Origin of the sequence: Gardnerella sp. 2492 (genome assembly GCF_050320365.1) — a bacterium.
GTDB lineage: Bacteria > Actinomycetota > Actinomycetes > Actinomycetales > Bifidobacteriaceae > Bifidobacterium.
The window spans coordinates 1,154,341-1,167,919 of the sequence record NZ_CP186952.1 but is presented as its reverse complement, the minus strand read 5'-3'; the positions used below and the strand labels follow the sequence as shown (position 1 = coordinate 1,167,919).

Here is a 13,579-nt window from a genome sequence, read left to right as displayed (position 1 = left end):
GTACTCTTAAAAACGCAAAATGAGGAGAACAAAAAAAAGCCGCACCGAACTGGGTGCGGCTAAAAAGATGATAATCGAAGCGACTCAGGCAGTCACAACGTCAACAACCTTGCGGTCGCGACGAATGCCGAACTTCACATTGCCGTCCACCAAAGCGTACAGCGTGTGATCCTTACCCAAAGCCACGTTCTGACCAGCATGGAACTTGGTGCCGCGCTGACGAACGATAATGTTGCCAGCCACCACAGCTTCACCGCCGAACTTCTTAACGCCAAGATACTGCGCCTGTGAATCGCGACCGTTGCGCGAGCTAGACGCACCCTTCTTATGTGCCATCTTGCTGTCCTTTCAGGTTTATAACACCGTCAATCAGGCAATGGCCGTGATCTTGACGAGAGTCAACTTCTGACGATGACCCTTGCGACGAGCCACGCCAGTCTTGTTCTTAAACTTCATAATGCTGATCTTCGGACCCTTGGCTTCGTCGTTTACAACTTCGCCCTTTACCGAGATCTTTGCAAGATCCTTAGCGCTTAAGATAACCTTAGCGCCGTCAACTACGAGCGCGACCGGGAATTCCACGGTATCGCCCTTCTTTGCATCGAGACGGTTCACGAGGATGGCATCTCCAACCTCGACCTTCTCTTGATGGCCACCGGCCTTCACAATCGCGTACATAATTCGTTCCTTGCTCAATTGAAAGCTTCTTGTCTAACGCGCAGCAGTCAGGAGCACGTCAAGACACCGACTATCAAAATTACACCCACCCCTGTACTTACGTCAAGAGCTTATTTTTTATAGCCAGAATAGACAATAGTCAATATTGTACTCATGCCACATACTTCATTGATTATTGTCTATTATTTCGCCGCTTTCCAACACACTTATTTTGGTTGAATTACAGGAAATTCTGTAGTTATTTCTGCAGGTTCACTAACTTTCCCGTTATCTTTCTGATTTTCAGAAATATCTGATTTAACTGACTCTTTAGCAGCATTTACAATATCAACTTCCAGCTTAGCTACAGATTCAGCAGAAATTTCCGCATGCGCAGAAGAGTCACCATTATCAGTAACGGAATCCAAAGATTCTACAGCATGCAAAGCTGCGGAATCTTCAGCAGAAACATTTACTGCAGCGCCGGAATTATTAGAGCCGGAATTATCAGCGTCAGAATTATCAGTAAATTCCGAAGACGACGAATCGTCATTATTTTTATCAGAAGAATCTACAGTAGTAGTTGCCGCAGCAATTTGCGCAAACTTAGCTCGCACATCAGCACTAGAACCCTGCTGCTTAACAGTCGCAGACTCGACTAAACTACCATGACCGTGTTTATTAGTTTTAATAAACGGATCTCCACCCTTAAGCGCATAAGGATCAGCATACTCAGAAGAAACAGTCGGCTCATCATGCAAAATAAAGCCACGCCCCTTACAAGTTGGGCACTCCTCAGAGAAAGCTTCAACCAAGCCCTGTCCTACGCGCTTACGCGTCATTTGCACAAGACCAAGCGAAGTTACTTCCGCAACCTGATGCTTAGTGCGGTCTCGAGCCAAGCACTCAAGCAGTCTACGAAGAACCAAATCGCGATTTGCTGGCATAACCATATCAACATAATCAATCATGACCATGCCACCAATATCACGCAAACGCAACTGACGAGCAATCTCTTCAGACGCTTCCAAATTGCAGCGAGTTACAGTCTCTTCCAAAGACTTACCGCGACCAATAAATCGGCCAGTATTCACGTCAATCGTAGTCATAGCCTCAGTTCTATCAATAACAATCGAACCGCCAGACTGCAAATAAACTTGACGTTCCATACCCTTACGAAGCTGACTATCAATCTGCCACTTATCAAATATATCTTTGCCCTCATGCTCAGCAGGATCCCAATACTCAATCTTGCTCAACAAATCAGGAGCCATCATCTCAAGATATTCTTTAATTCGCTGGCACACGCCTTCGCCTTCAACGATAAGCTTCTGGAAATCATCGTTGAAAATATCGCGCACAACACGAATAGCCACATCCGGCTCGCCTTGAAGCAACTTCGGACGTTTGCCGTGCAAAAACTCCTGTCGCTTTTCTTCAATACGCTCCCACTGACGCATAAGCGACTCAAGATCCTTCTGTATCGCTTCCTCAGTAGCGCCCTCAGCGGCAGTACGAATAATCACACCCATATCTTTTGGCGCAATCTTAGAAACAATTCCGCGCAAACGCGAGCGCTCGCGGTCAGAAAGCTTTCGACTCACGCCAGTCATACCGCCAGAAGGAACCAATACTAAGAATCTACCGGCAATAGTCACCTGGGAAGTTAAACGCGCACCCTTATGTCCAATAGGATCCTTCGTAACCTGCACAAGAACAGGATCTCCAGACTTAAAAGCAAGCTCAATTCTTCTAGGCTGACCTTCCAAACGGGTCATATCCCAGTTGACTTCACCTGCGTAAAGCACACCATTTCGCGCTTGACCAATATCCACAAACGCAGCTTCCATGCTAGGCAAAACGTTTTGAATACGGCCAAGGTAAATATTCCCTACTGTAGCAACTTCCTGAATATCAGAAACGTAATGTTCTACGAGAATATTGTCTTCTATAACGGAAATTTGCGTGTGACGATCACGTTCTCGCACAACCATAAGTCGCTCAACATTTTCACGACGCGCTAGGAAATCTTGCTCCATAATCATGTTCTGACGGCTGCGCTCGCGACGATTATCACGACGACGCTGACGTTTCGCTTCTAGTCTTGTGGAGCCTTCAATATCGGTGATCTCATCAATATACTGCTGCTTGCGAGAGCGGCGTGGAGAACTATCTTCAGAGCTTGCGTCTGATATTGTGCTGTTTGCAGCATCATCCGAAGATTTCGAACGGCGGCGACGACGGCGACGAGTGTAAAGCGTCTCCTCTTCTTCCGCGCTTGCTCTAAGCTCATCAGGATCTGGAATAATATCGCTATCGTCCTGAGAAATTTCTCCATTATCCTGTTTAAGAGTTGTACGAGAACGACGACGCCTGCTGCCACTGTATGTGAAGTTATCGCTGTCTTCAGAATCTTTACTTAGATTTTCGATGGCGTTATCGATGGCGTTATCTCTAGCATCATTACTTGCATCATTACTTGCATCATTACTTGCGTTATCGCCGTAATTGCCGTTATCAGCGTTTGCGCTCTCTTCTTTAGCTCTACTTCCACGACGGCGACGACGACGAATAATCATCCCATCTTCGCTGTCATTGTCATAGTTTTTGTCATTATCGCGAATGCTGCTACTGTCGCTGCTATCACGACCGTCTCGACCATCACGATCTCGACCGTCTCGACCGTCGCGCTTTCTACTGTCGCGCTCGCTTCTGCCAGTTCTTTCGCCAGTTCTTTCGCTATCAAATAAGTCGCTTATATCAAGCGTCTCTTCAACACCGCGCGTAATTGGGGCATAAACTATATCGTCATAAACTAAATCTTCCTCAATTTTTTCAACTTCCGCCGCAGCACGACGTTCTGAAGCGTTCAAGCGGCGAGAACTGCGAGATCTGGAAGAAGTTTCGTCAAGAGTACGCTTTTGACGGCGGCTAACTGCGCGAGTATCTTCAGAATCACGATAGTCTTTAGTATTTCGACTGTCTCGATTTTTACGATTATTGCGACCGTCTCTACGACTTTGATCAGCGCTACTGCTGCGAGAATCGCTACTATTACGAATATCGTCATTATTACGGCTGTCAGCATCGTCTCGATCAGCGTCATTGTTACGAGAATTACGCAAATCGCGAGAGTTACGGGAGTTGCGAGAACTCGCGCTTTCTGATAGATCATCTAGTTCGTCTGTATCAGAATTTCCACGGCTTGCGCGCCTTCCTTTATACTCTGCTTTAGAGGAAGCTCGCCTATTTTTCTCACTATTCGAACGCTCATCGAAAGAGTCAGTATCGTTCGAATTCTCAGTATTATAACTACGATTAGGCAAAACTGGTTCTTGGAAAAGAAGCGAAGTTATTGGCCTAGCTGCATACGGAGCACTTGTATCCTGAACGTGCAATTTCATCGCTTCACCGGCAGCGCCAGCAACTCTAACTACTCTACGCGATCCACGACGGCGACGCGTAGTGACATCAGAATCACTCACACTGCGCACAAACGAAGTTCCGTTTTGTGCAGTAACGCCAGAAGTATCAGACTCATTATTAGAAGTCTTATTTACAACAGTATTTTCTTTGGTATTATCTGGCTGCAACGTTGAAGACTTTTGATTGTCTTGCACATACGATGCGCCTTCCCCAGCTTCAGGCACATTGAAGCCATCTCTTGTTATTCCGGGCACTATGCTCCTCACGAAACGCTGCATCGTTTCGTATCCTTGGCTTAGCATGGTTTCACTTATGTGAATCACACTTAAGCTCTCTATAAAGTCTAGCTGCGCGACGGCGGACACCAGCCTCACTTAAACCCTTGCGAGGGGATCGACGCCATCGAATGCTTCGGCGGCTTGCAGTGCCACCGCTCTCTAGTATGCCATATTGCAACGTCAAATAACATGCAATCTATATGTGTGCACCATAGTTTTTTCTACTTTTTCGATATACTTTCGATATACTTTTTCGATATACTTTCGTGCGTTATTTAAAAGACCATTTTCATATAACGCACTATTACGCAACAAACTCACTATTACGCAACAAACTCGCGAACTTATACGCAACTACCACAATCCAATAATCAGCGCTAGAATCATGGGCATGGGTTTAATCAGCGCTATGCAAGGGTTTTGCGTAATCGGCATTGTTATTATCGCAGGCTATATCACTGCTCGCATGCGAGTTGGCGGATCGCAAGCTCAAATGGTAATGAACAGAGTAAGTTTTTTCGTTTCCAGCCCTTGTTTAATGTTTGCAATTCTTTCCAAACAGCCAATTTTTGAGATTTTTCATTCTTCAATCTTTGTTGCATTCTTTTCTGCAATGATTGTTGGCGTTGCGTTTGTGTTGCTTAATCGCATTTGTTTCCATCTTCCTGCGTCTGATTGCACTATTGGCGCGCTTAACTCGCTTTATTTGAACTCGAATAATATTGGCTTGCCGGTTGCGACTTATATTTTGGGAAATCCTGCGCTTGTTGCTCCGATTTTAGTTATGCAACAGGCTGTATTTACTCCTGTTGGCTTGACGGTTTTAGACATTACAACTACAGGAAAATTCTCGCTTAAGCGCATTGCTCAGCAGCCCCTAAAGCAGCCACTTTTAATTGGTTCACTTGGAGGAATTATTATTTCCGCAATTTCCGCAAAAGTTGGCTATTTCCCTGTTCCGAATTTTCTTTACGATCCTATTAAAATGATTGGCAATTCTGCAGTTCCAATGATTTTAATGGCTTTCGGAATGTCTCTTTACGGCAGCAAGCCTTTGCAAAAAGATTCCAATCGCGCTGCTATTGCGACAGTTGCGATTTTGAAAAACTTGATTATGCCAATTGTTGCGTTTTTGCTGGCTTATTTTGTTATGGATTTTCGCGGCGCAACGCTTTACGCTTGCGTTGTGTTAGCGGCGCTTCCGACTGGCCAGAACGTTTACAATTACGCTGCTCGTTACGATGTTGGCTTGAGTTTTGCTCGCGATGGAATCCTGTTTTCGACTGTTACTAGCCCACTTTGTATTGCCGTAATTGCCGCCGTTTTAGGGTAACTTTAGCTGCGTATTTGCAACTCTTTGCAATCAACTCGCTTACATCTACGCAATATTTTTGCAGTCAATAGAAAATGTCGAAAACATCGGGCAATTTTGTATTTTCGACAGTTTTGGCTTGCGTTTTGTTTATTTCACCAGCTGATTTGGTGTTTTCGACAATTCCAGCTCACATTCTGTTTATTTCACCAGCTGATTTGGTGTTTTCGACAGTTTTGGCTTGCGTTTTGTTCATTTCACCAAACGATTTTGTGTTTTCGACAATTTCGCCTTGCGTTTTATTTATTTCACCAGCTGATTTGGTATTTTCGACAATTCCGCCCCACATTCTGTCTATTTCACCAGTTGATTTGGTGTTTTCGACATTTTAGTAAGCTGCAAAAATCAGAGCAGACGCACTACATAGCAGTACTCAAGCAGGTCGTCGCGGTAATTCATTAAGACTTTAAAAAACTTTAAGACTTTTCAATCAGCCAATCAACCACATACTTCACGCGAATCCCATCTATTGAATCGACACCAGCATATCTGCCTGTAATAAGGAATTTCGCGTAATTATCGCGTATTTTAAGCAAATTATCTGTTTCATGCGTATTCTCTGGCAACTGCTGAGTAACCTGATAATATTCAACTACATCGCCTTTGCGCGCAATAAAATCTACTTCGCTACCCTCAACTCGAGCAACATCAACGTCATATCCTCTTCGCAGCAACTCCAAAAATACAATATTTTCTAAGCGATTACCCATATTCCCAAGACGATGACTAACTGCCTGATTCCTCAAACCGCTGTCAACAATAAAATACTTTGCATTCTGCCTCAAGTATGCTTTACCTCGAATATCGTACGGGCGAACTTCAAAGAACAGATAAGCATTTTGCAAAAGCTCTAAATACCTAGAAATAGTATGATTCGAAACTTCTATCCGCTCGTTTTTTAAAAGACTCGTAACTTTGGAAGCATTAACTAGCTGACCAACATTATCAGCCAAAAATGCAACTATTCTTTTAAGAGTAAAACTGTCTTTTATTTGAGCGCGAGCAGCAATATCGTTAAGAATAATGGAATCATATATGCCGGAAAGAATAGTGTATCTAAGCGGCTCATCCGCAAGCACGACACTAGGAAATCCGCCATATTGTTCATATTCTTTATACGCCAGATCTACTTCCCTAGAATTAACGTCGATTTGCTTCGCTCCCAAAAATTCCTTGAACGAGAACGGGTACACTGGTATTTCAACGTACCTTCCACTTAAATTAGTGGCAAGCTCGCCAGAAAGAAGTTTTGCATTAGAACCCGTTATAACAATATCGCAATTAAAACTAACTCTAAGCGCGTTAATGGCTTTTTGCCAACCATCTACAAACTGTATTTCGTCTATCAAAATGTATGTTTTTGGTTGATTTACATTTGTTTGTTGACTTTTGCCACTGTTCGAATTTTCGCCAGTGCTCGAATTTTTACCATTTTGCATTTTTGAACAGATAACATCCATAAGATTGGAATCTGTAAGCACATCTCGATATTCAAAACTTTCAAGATTTATGTATATTATGTGCGAGTCTGGCACTCCAAGCTTGCGAAGAGAATCCATGTATTGTTTAAGGATTACCGATTTTCCGCAGCGGCGTACACCTGTTATCACTTTTACAAAATCGGTGTCTTTAAAAGCAAAAAGCTTATTAAGATACTCAGTTCTCGAATACATACGTTTGCCTTTCGCAAGTTGGAAGTCTACTTCCAAGTTTAGTGCAAAATGGCAAAAGTTGGAAGTCTACTTCCAGATTACAAATCTCTTCGCGCAACTAGCGAATCTATACACGCGTTAAATATTTTTGCGGTCAATAGAAAATGTCGAAAACATCGGGCAATTTTGTATTTTCGACAGTTTTGGCTTGCGTTTTGTTTATTTCACCAGTTGATTTGGTGTTTTCGACAGTTTTGGCTCACATTCTGTCGATTTCACCAGTTGATTTGGTGTTTTCGACAATTCCGCACTACATCGCAGCACTCAAACAGGTCGTTACGCAGCTACCGTCGCGCAGCTAACGAATCGAGGCGAGCGCGGAAAGACGGCCAATCCGTGCGCATCGCCGTAAGCAACTTCAGCTTAGGCACGTCGTCAATCGGCACCCACTTAATTTCCATACTCTCGTCGTCATGCGCGCACGGATCCACACTATGCCCTGGCTTTTCAAACGCAAAAACCGTTGTGTAGCACCAATTTCCATGATCCTCGCGGTAAGCTCCAACAACTTCAATATCTCCCGAAGTAATATTTGCTTCCTCGAAAGACTCACGCAATGCGCCCTCAATCGCGCTTTCTCCGTCGGAAATTGCGCCACCAGGAATGCCCCAAGTGCCACCTTCAGCGCTCCAAAGCGCGCGATGTTGCATAACAACGTGCGTCACGCGACCAGTTTCAGCATCTCGCCTAGCAAGCAGCACGCCGGCAGCACCGTTATGACCCCAATGCCTGCGGCCACAATTGCAATGCACCCAACCATCTCCCGGCTGATGAACATTTTCTTTAGGGACCTCCGTGGAAGTAGGATCGTTCTTTTCGCCAACTTCTTCCAAACTTTTCTTATTCCACAAATCCGGCCAAGCGTATCCAAGCTCGGTAACCATACTGCGAAGCAGCGGCAAGCTGATTCCAAGAACACCGTGCGGATCTCCATTAATGCTTTCAATGAAAGCTCCGCCAAAACCTTCTAGCGTAAAGGATCCTGCAACTTCCAGAGGCTCTCCGGTTGCCACATACGCGCGAATTTCCGCGTCACTCATTTGCGCAAAAGTTACGCTTGCGTGGCTTGTTTTGCAAATAGTTTTGCCAGTTTTTGCGTCGATTAAGCAGTGACCAGTCCACAATTGTCCTGTTTTTCCGCTCATTTGCTTGATTCGCTCAAATGCCACTTCAGGAGTATGCGGCTTCCCGTAGCACTCGCCATCGAGCAGGAACATGGAATCGCAGCCAACAATCAGCACACCGCTACAATCATTAGAAGATTTATTCGTATACGCAAAATCGTGAATATCGAAAGTTTTTGTAGGAACAGTAACACCTGAAAAATCGCGAGTTTGCGCCGTATCTACGTTATGCGTTACATCTGATTGCGAATCGCTTGCTAAAGCGTTACTAGAAGATTCAGAGGATTCAGAAGTTTCAGCAGATTCAGTTTCAGCAGATTCAGCAGATCCCGCATGTTCAGCTTCCAGCGGATACCCCACAACTAAATCACCACTAGCCGAAGCCGCCGCATCTGCAACAAGTTTCCACGCATTGTACACAGCTTTAGCTTTTGCGCGAGCCAAAATAGAAACTCGCTGCTCAGCACTCAACTCTTCAACGTTTGTTCCGCGCTCACTAGCGGCATCGCGCAAAGCCGCCGGCTCATCCACTTCGCTTACGTGAATTATCGGAATCACGCCAGCAGCCGCCAAAACCGCTCTACGCGCCGGAGACTGTGAGGCCAAAATCAACGAAACTGTCATACCTTACTCTTCCTTTTACGCCTTTACAACTTCGCACAGCTTATTCGCGAGTTATTGCAACGCTGCCTGTAGCTGGCATTGTTCATTATGCATCTGAGCATCTCTCAAAATCAAAGATTGCAAATACTTGCTTTTATTTGGCATGCCATCTCTCTTAGCAGCGCGAGAAATATATTCACTCCACGATTTAGGAACACGAAAACGCTCTTGAACACTGCTTTCGCGTCTTTCTTTCGAATTTGGTCTTCCCGGTCCAGATAAAGATGCAAATATTGCAGTTGCATCAGAATCTTCAGAAAGTAAAGTTTGCATAATTTTTGCAGCTTCTTCGCCAGAAAATTGCATTACAGGAGGATTATTTGGAGCAGACACATTTTCATCAGCTAAATTCTCATACATATCCATTTTAATCACCTCATTTGCCCCATCTTTTCCAATATTTATACCATTTATCAGTAAGATGCTCTACATTAAACACGAGAAAATCTTTACCTTGAGGCCTTTTGCAAGCACTTCAATTAAATCATCTTCCCATGCGCCTGGATGCCTTAAACATATGACCAGTGCTACAACTCTTCCCCTTGAACTAGGTGGATTTGACACATCATCAGGATTAACTAAAGCAAACCATATAGGTTTAGCCATAGCCTTTCGTATCTCTTCCTCATTTAGATGATCTTCATCAAAATGTTTATACGCAGATTTGGGATCAAACCTAATAACCATTGTGTAATTGTACCACAATTTATTGACTTGCTAATTCTCAACATTTCGCACAGCTTATTCGCGAGTTATTGCGACGCCAGTAGAATCAACCGGTACGTGCAAAACGCGCCAGCCAGCACGCGAAAGCCACGGCTCAGCAATTGCGTCGATTTTTTGAGCAGCACTCTTGTTATACTCAGCGTCTCCTGCATAAAATACAGCAACGCACGATCCTGCTCCCGAAATCGCTGCCGCAAAACCATTCTCGCGCAACGTTTCCACTAACTTCCACGAATCTTTCATAAGATTTGCACGATACGGTTGATGAAGAGCATCTTGAGTTGCTGCAAAAAGTAACGCATTTCGCGAAATATCAGATTTTACTGTGTTTGATTTATTTTCAGAATCACTATTTAACTCACCAAAAGCAACCGGAAGAATTGCAGCTCGCGATACGTTAAATATTGCGTCACCGTACGGTACTTTTGCTGGAAGTGCGCGTCTAGCAAGCTCTGTAGAAAGCTCAAAATTAGGAACAAATACAGACACGGAAATATCTTGCGAAACTTTGTATCGTACCGTATGAAAACCGGTAGGAAGAGGCGCTTCACCATCTCCAGCCACGCGCACGGAACCTTTGCCTTCTCCAGCATCAAGCTTCCAGCTCATCGTCAATCCGCCAAAAACCGCAGGAGCTACGTTATCTGGATGGCCTTCAATTGCGGCCGCAATTTCGAAAATTGCTTCGCGATTAAGCTCACCTTCGTGCGCAAAAGACCAAGCAGCAGCAACTGCAGCCACAATCGCTTCTGCAGAAGATCCCATACCGCGCGCTTGCGGAATCCGATTATGCGCTTCTAACGTAAACCGTAAGTTTGGCAGACCAAATATTTTGCAAGCTTTGCGAAAAGTTGATACAACTAGATGCGTTTCATCTTTTGGAAGCGTATCCTCGCCTTCGCCGTGAATAATTACGCGCACGTTTCCAGCATAATCAAGTGAATTTTCAGACTGATTATCATCTAAAGTAAAAACTAAAGAATCCGCATAATCAAGCGCAATACCGGCTGTATCAAACCCAGAACCAAGATTTGCGCTAGTTGCTGGCACGCGCACGGAAACACTATTACATACTGGCTTCATACGATCACCTGCAGTTTTTCTACTTTATAACGCGCAAAACTAGCGGCTTTCCGCACACAACGTCCAACTTCTGCAAATCCTCGCAAATAGCTTTAACTGCAGCTTCTGAACATTCGCGCACAAGCACACGCATACTGCCAGGCCCACCAAGACCGCACTCTGGGCAATCCGAATCACCATTAGTTTGCGCATACTTAGCTTGGCATGCCGAAGCCAAACGCTCAGCCGCGACGCTATGATCTGCAAAAACATCCATAACTTCGCTGCACAAAGCCAAAGAAGTATCTTCCATATTGCAACGAATCACAAAATCTGCTCTAGTCTGCTCGCTAGAAGCAGGAACATACTTGTGGTACATTGGCACGCCAAAACCAGAGCATCCGCGTACAAGATTTCGAGCCGCGCTAACAACATCTCCCACAACAGCACTTGCAGTTGGAGCGCCGCCAGCGCCACGACCATAGAACATTAAGTCGTCAGCAGCCTTAGCTTTCACAAACACAGCGTTGAAACTGCCATGAACCGAAGCCAAAGGATGCTCATCACCAACAAGAGCCGGATACACACTAACGCTTACGCCAGCATCTGCACTTGACTCGCCGTCTGCGTTTGACTCGCAGTCACCCTGCCTTTCAACTGCCGCAAGCAACTTAATTACACGCTTTTCTGCACTCGCTGCTGCAATATCTTCAGAGTCAATCGCGCTAATTCCCTCAACGGAAACGTCATCAATACTTACTGGCATCTGGAATGCGAGAGTTGCTAAGATAGCAGCCTTATTTGCAGCGTCAAAACCTTCAACATCTCCAGTTGGATCCGCCTCAGCATAACCCTTTTCTTGAGCTGCGCGTAAAGCCGAGTCAAAATCAAGTCCGCGCACAGTCATTTCGTCAAGAATATAATTTGTAGTTCCGTTTACGATTCCGAAAATTTGCGTAATTTCGTCGCCAATAAGTGACTCACGAAGCGGGCGAACAATAGGAATTGCCCCAGCAACAGCCGCCTCAAAGTACAAGTCCACTCCGTGAGTTTCTGCACACTCGTATAATTCAGGGCCAAACTTTGCAAGCAACGCCTTATTTGCAGTAACAACAGATTTTCCGTTGCACAGTGCGCTTTTTACGAAAGTATGCGCTGGCTCAAGTCCGCCAATAAGCTCGATTACAATATCAACGTCCTCGCGAGCGCACAACGATGCCGTGTCTGTAGTCAATAAATCGCGCTTAATCCAAGGAGCGTCAACTTCTTCCGGACGCAAGCACGCAACTCCAGCAAGCTCAATATTTGCGCCAATTCTAGCCGCAAGCTCATCACTCTGTTCAACTATAAGTCTCGCTGTCTGCGAACCGACTGTTCCTGCGCCAAGCAATCCAACGCGAATTGTTTTGTCAAAAGATTGTTTGTTCGGCATAGCAATCGCTCCTTCGTTTTGTATAGATTACGATAAACGTTTATTTTTAATTTACACTCTGCCCGTACACTCTGCCCGTGTATCATTTCAAAAAACAAATTTATTGCGCAAAAAGCATCAATATTGTAAATATCGAACCAATTACGATAAAAGATATAACACTCGCAGACCCGTATAATGCTTTCGTACCACGCGAGCCACTAATCTCATTAGGAGCTTCGAAAAATACTAGATAATGCTTGCATCTTGCCAAAATAACTATGCCAAAAATAAGCATTCCTAACATAAACATTCCATAAAAACCAATTATGAGAATATTTAACGGTATCTGTGAAAGCTCGCTTTTAGCAAGTTTATTAATATTTATCATTTTCCCATTTGCATTAACAAGCTGCCGCATAATCAAAATTGGGATTACAGAACCCTGCAAATTAATAATCATGTGAAGCAATATGCTGTAACGCAAACGCGAAGTGCGCACATACATATAGCCGAACAGTAATCCGACTCCAAAAGTATAGAAGAATTGGAACAAATTCATGTGGAAAAGCGCAAAAGCTAATGCAGAAAATACTATGGCTCTTTTTTCACCGTACATTCTTAAACGGTCTAAAATCAGCTTTCTAAAAACAAACTCTTCAACAATAGGCGCAATAATTACAAAAAATAGAATATTTTGCAAAATTCCGCTAGAAAGCGCTAATTTTTCTACACGATTTAGCGAATAGCCATCCGAAAGAAGATAAGACAGAAAAGTGCCAATATAATTGCCAACAAAAATAATAGGATAACTTACAGCAAAAAATCCTATAAATTGCTTAGTTGTCATAGTAAATTGCGAGGCTTTTGCAACTGGCACATTTCTCATAATCGAAAATGAAATAGGCAAAGCTATAACATACTGGCATATGAGAGAAATCAGAATAAGTACTAAAGGAGTTTTGTACAAATTTTCTGGCATAAGTTCTTTAGCAACAGCACTTAAGAATAAGCAAGAACAAACCATTGAAATTAGAAACACAAATAACGACGTTCCTACTGTGCTTTGATTGCTGCGAGCTGTTAAGTATTCTTCGTCGTCAATCATTTCTTGCATTCTCACCCCTTGCAGTATGCGATTTAGTACT

At 44.0% G+C, this 13,579-nt stretch carries 13 protein-coding genes; 3 read left to right on the top strand and 10 right to left on the bottom strand.

Translation table 11 applies throughout. From position 1 onward, the window contains the following. Nucleotides 1-84: 84 nt before the first annotated feature. The 3 genes from rpmA to ACPFYS_RS04555 form a co-directional block, all read right to left on the bottom strand. A complete protein-coding gene (gene rpmA, locus ACPFYS_RS04565) occupies nt 85-336 on the bottom strand; it encodes a 50S ribosomal protein L27 (RefSeq protein ID WP_004106248.1) in 252 nt (83 codons plus the stop codon). Between the two features lie 33 nt (nt 337-369). Beyond that, nucleotides 370-678, bottom strand: coding sequence for a 50S ribosomal protein L21 (rplU, locus tag ACPFYS_RS04560; protein ID WP_427876241.1), 309 nt, complete (start codon nt 676-678; stop codon nt 370-372). 206 nt (nt 679-884) lie between these two features. Continuing rightward, nucleotides 885-4,337, bottom strand: a complete 3,453-nt coding sequence (locus ACPFYS_RS04555; protein ID WP_427876240.1) for an Rne/Rng family ribonuclease — start codon at nt 4,335-4,337, stop codon at nt 885-887. A 415-nt stretch (nt 4,338-4,752) separates the two neighbouring features. Here ACPFYS_RS04555 and ACPFYS_RS04550 point away from each other — a divergent pair, with 415 nt between their 5' ends. Further along, on the top strand, nt 4,753-5,694 hold the full coding sequence (locus ACPFYS_RS04550) for an AEC family transporter (RefSeq protein WP_427876238.1): 942 nt from the start codon (nt 4,753-4,755) through the stop codon (nt 5,692-5,694). Between the two features lie 74 nt (nt 5,695-5,768). Further along, a complete protein-coding gene (locus ACPFYS_RS04545) occupies nt 5,769-6,065 on the top strand; it encodes a hypothetical protein (protein WP_427876236.1) in 297 nt (98 codons plus the stop codon). An 84-nt stretch (nt 6,066-6,149) separates the two neighbouring features. Here ACPFYS_RS04545 and ACPFYS_RS04540 read toward each other — a convergent pair whose 3' ends face one another. Continuing rightward, nucleotides 6,150-7,406: an ATP-binding protein gene (locus ACPFYS_RS04540; protein ID WP_427876234.1), complete on the bottom strand. Its 1,257-nt coding sequence runs from the start codon at nt 7,404-7,406 to the stop codon at nt 6,150-6,152. A gap of 143 nt (nt 7,407-7,549) precedes the next feature. Here ACPFYS_RS04540 and ACPFYS_RS04535 point away from each other — a divergent pair, with 143 nt between their 5' ends. Continuing rightward, entirely contained in the window at nt 7,550-7,747 is a 198-nt protein-coding gene (locus ACPFYS_RS04535; RefSeq protein WP_427876232.1) for a hypothetical protein, read from the top strand. Here ACPFYS_RS04535 and ACPFYS_RS04530 read toward each other — a convergent pair. The 6 genes from ACPFYS_RS04530 to ACPFYS_RS04505 form a co-directional block, all read right to left on the bottom strand. Further along, nucleotides 7,730-9,193: a Maf family nucleotide pyrophosphatase gene (locus ACPFYS_RS04530; protein WP_427876230.1), complete on the bottom strand. Its 1,464-nt coding sequence runs from the start codon at nt 9,191-9,193 to the stop codon at nt 7,730-7,732. The two genes, ACPFYS_RS04535 and ACPFYS_RS04530, sit on opposite strands and share 18 nt — an antisense overlap. A gap of 51 nt (nt 9,194-9,244) precedes the next feature. Beyond that, nucleotides 9,245-9,598, bottom strand: coding sequence for a toxin-antitoxin system protein (locus ACPFYS_RS04525; RefSeq protein ID WP_427876229.1), 354 nt, complete (start codon nt 9,596-9,598; stop codon nt 9,245-9,247). 60 nt (nt 9,599-9,658) lie between these two features. Beyond that, nucleotides 9,659-9,838 carry a hypothetical protein gene (locus ACPFYS_RS04520; protein WP_427876227.1) on the bottom strand — a complete coding sequence of 60 codons (180 nt, stop codon included), beginning with the start codon at nt 9,836-9,838 and terminating at the stop codon, nt 9,659-9,661. 135 nt (nt 9,839-9,973) lie between these two features. After that, on the bottom strand, nt 9,974-11,041 hold the full coding sequence (thrB, locus tag ACPFYS_RS04515) for a homoserine kinase (RefSeq protein WP_427876225.1): 1,068 nt from the start codon (nt 11,039-11,041) through the stop codon (nt 9,974-9,976). A 19-nt stretch (nt 11,042-11,060) separates the two neighbouring features. Then, on the bottom strand, nt 11,061-12,452 hold the full coding sequence (locus ACPFYS_RS04510) for a homoserine dehydrogenase (RefSeq protein ID WP_427876223.1): 1,392 nt from the start codon (nt 12,450-12,452) through the stop codon (nt 11,061-11,063). A 100-nt stretch (nt 12,453-12,552) separates the two neighbouring features. After that, nucleotides 12,553-13,548: a CPBP family intramembrane glutamic endopeptidase gene (locus ACPFYS_RS04505; RefSeq protein ID WP_427876222.1), complete on the bottom strand. Its 996-nt coding sequence runs from the start codon at nt 13,546-13,548 to the stop codon at nt 12,553-12,555. Nucleotides 13,549-13,579 lie beyond the last annotated feature (31 nt).

Excerpts from the sequence above, each read along its gene's own strand:
- ACPFYS_RS04535 (WP_427876232.1), top strand. The coding sequence starts at position 7,550 with ATGTCGAAAACATCGGGCAATTTTGTATTTTCGACAGTTTTGGCTTGC.
- ACPFYS_RS04545 (WP_427876236.1), top strand. The coding sequence starts at position 5,769 with ATGTCGAAAACATCGGGCAATTTTGTATTTTCGACAGTTTTGGCTTGC.
- ACPFYS_RS04525 (WP_427876229.1), bottom strand. The coding sequence starts at position 9,598 with ATGGATATGTATGAGAATTTAGCTGATGAAAATGTGTCTGCTCCAAAT.
- ACPFYS_RS04540 (WP_427876234.1), bottom strand. The coding sequence starts at position 7,406 with ATGTATTCGAGAACTGAGTATCTTAATAAGCTTTTTGCTTTTAAAGAC.
- ACPFYS_RS04530 (WP_427876230.1), bottom strand. The coding sequence starts at position 9,193 with ATGACAGTTTCGTTGATTTTGGCCTCACAGTCTCCGGCGCGTAGAGCG.
- ACPFYS_RS04510 (WP_427876223.1), bottom strand. The coding sequence starts at position 12,452 with ATGCCGAACAAACAATCTTTTGACAAAACAATTCGCGTTGGATTGCTT.
- ACPFYS_RS04520 (WP_427876227.1), bottom strand. The coding sequence starts at position 9,838 with ATGGCTAAACCTATATGGTTTGCTTTAGTTAATCCTGATGATGTGTCA.
- thrB (WP_427876225.1), bottom strand. The coding sequence starts at position 11,041 with ATGAAGCCAGTATGTAATAGTGTTTCCGTGCGCGTGCCAGCAACTAGC.
- ACPFYS_RS04505 (WP_427876222.1), bottom strand. The coding sequence starts at position 13,548 with ATGCAAGAAATGATTGACGACGAAGAATACTTAACAGCTCGCAGCAAT.
- rplU (WP_427876241.1), bottom strand. The coding sequence starts at position 678 with ATGTACGCGATTGTGAAGGCCGGTGGCCATCAAGAGAAGGTCGAGGTT.
- ACPFYS_RS04550 (WP_427876238.1), top strand. The coding sequence starts at position 4,753 with ATGGGTTTAATCAGCGCTATGCAAGGGTTTTGCGTAATCGGCATTGTT.
- rpmA (WP_004106248.1), bottom strand. The coding sequence starts at position 336 with ATGGCACATAAGAAGGGTGCGTCTAGCTCGCGCAACGGTCGCGATTCA.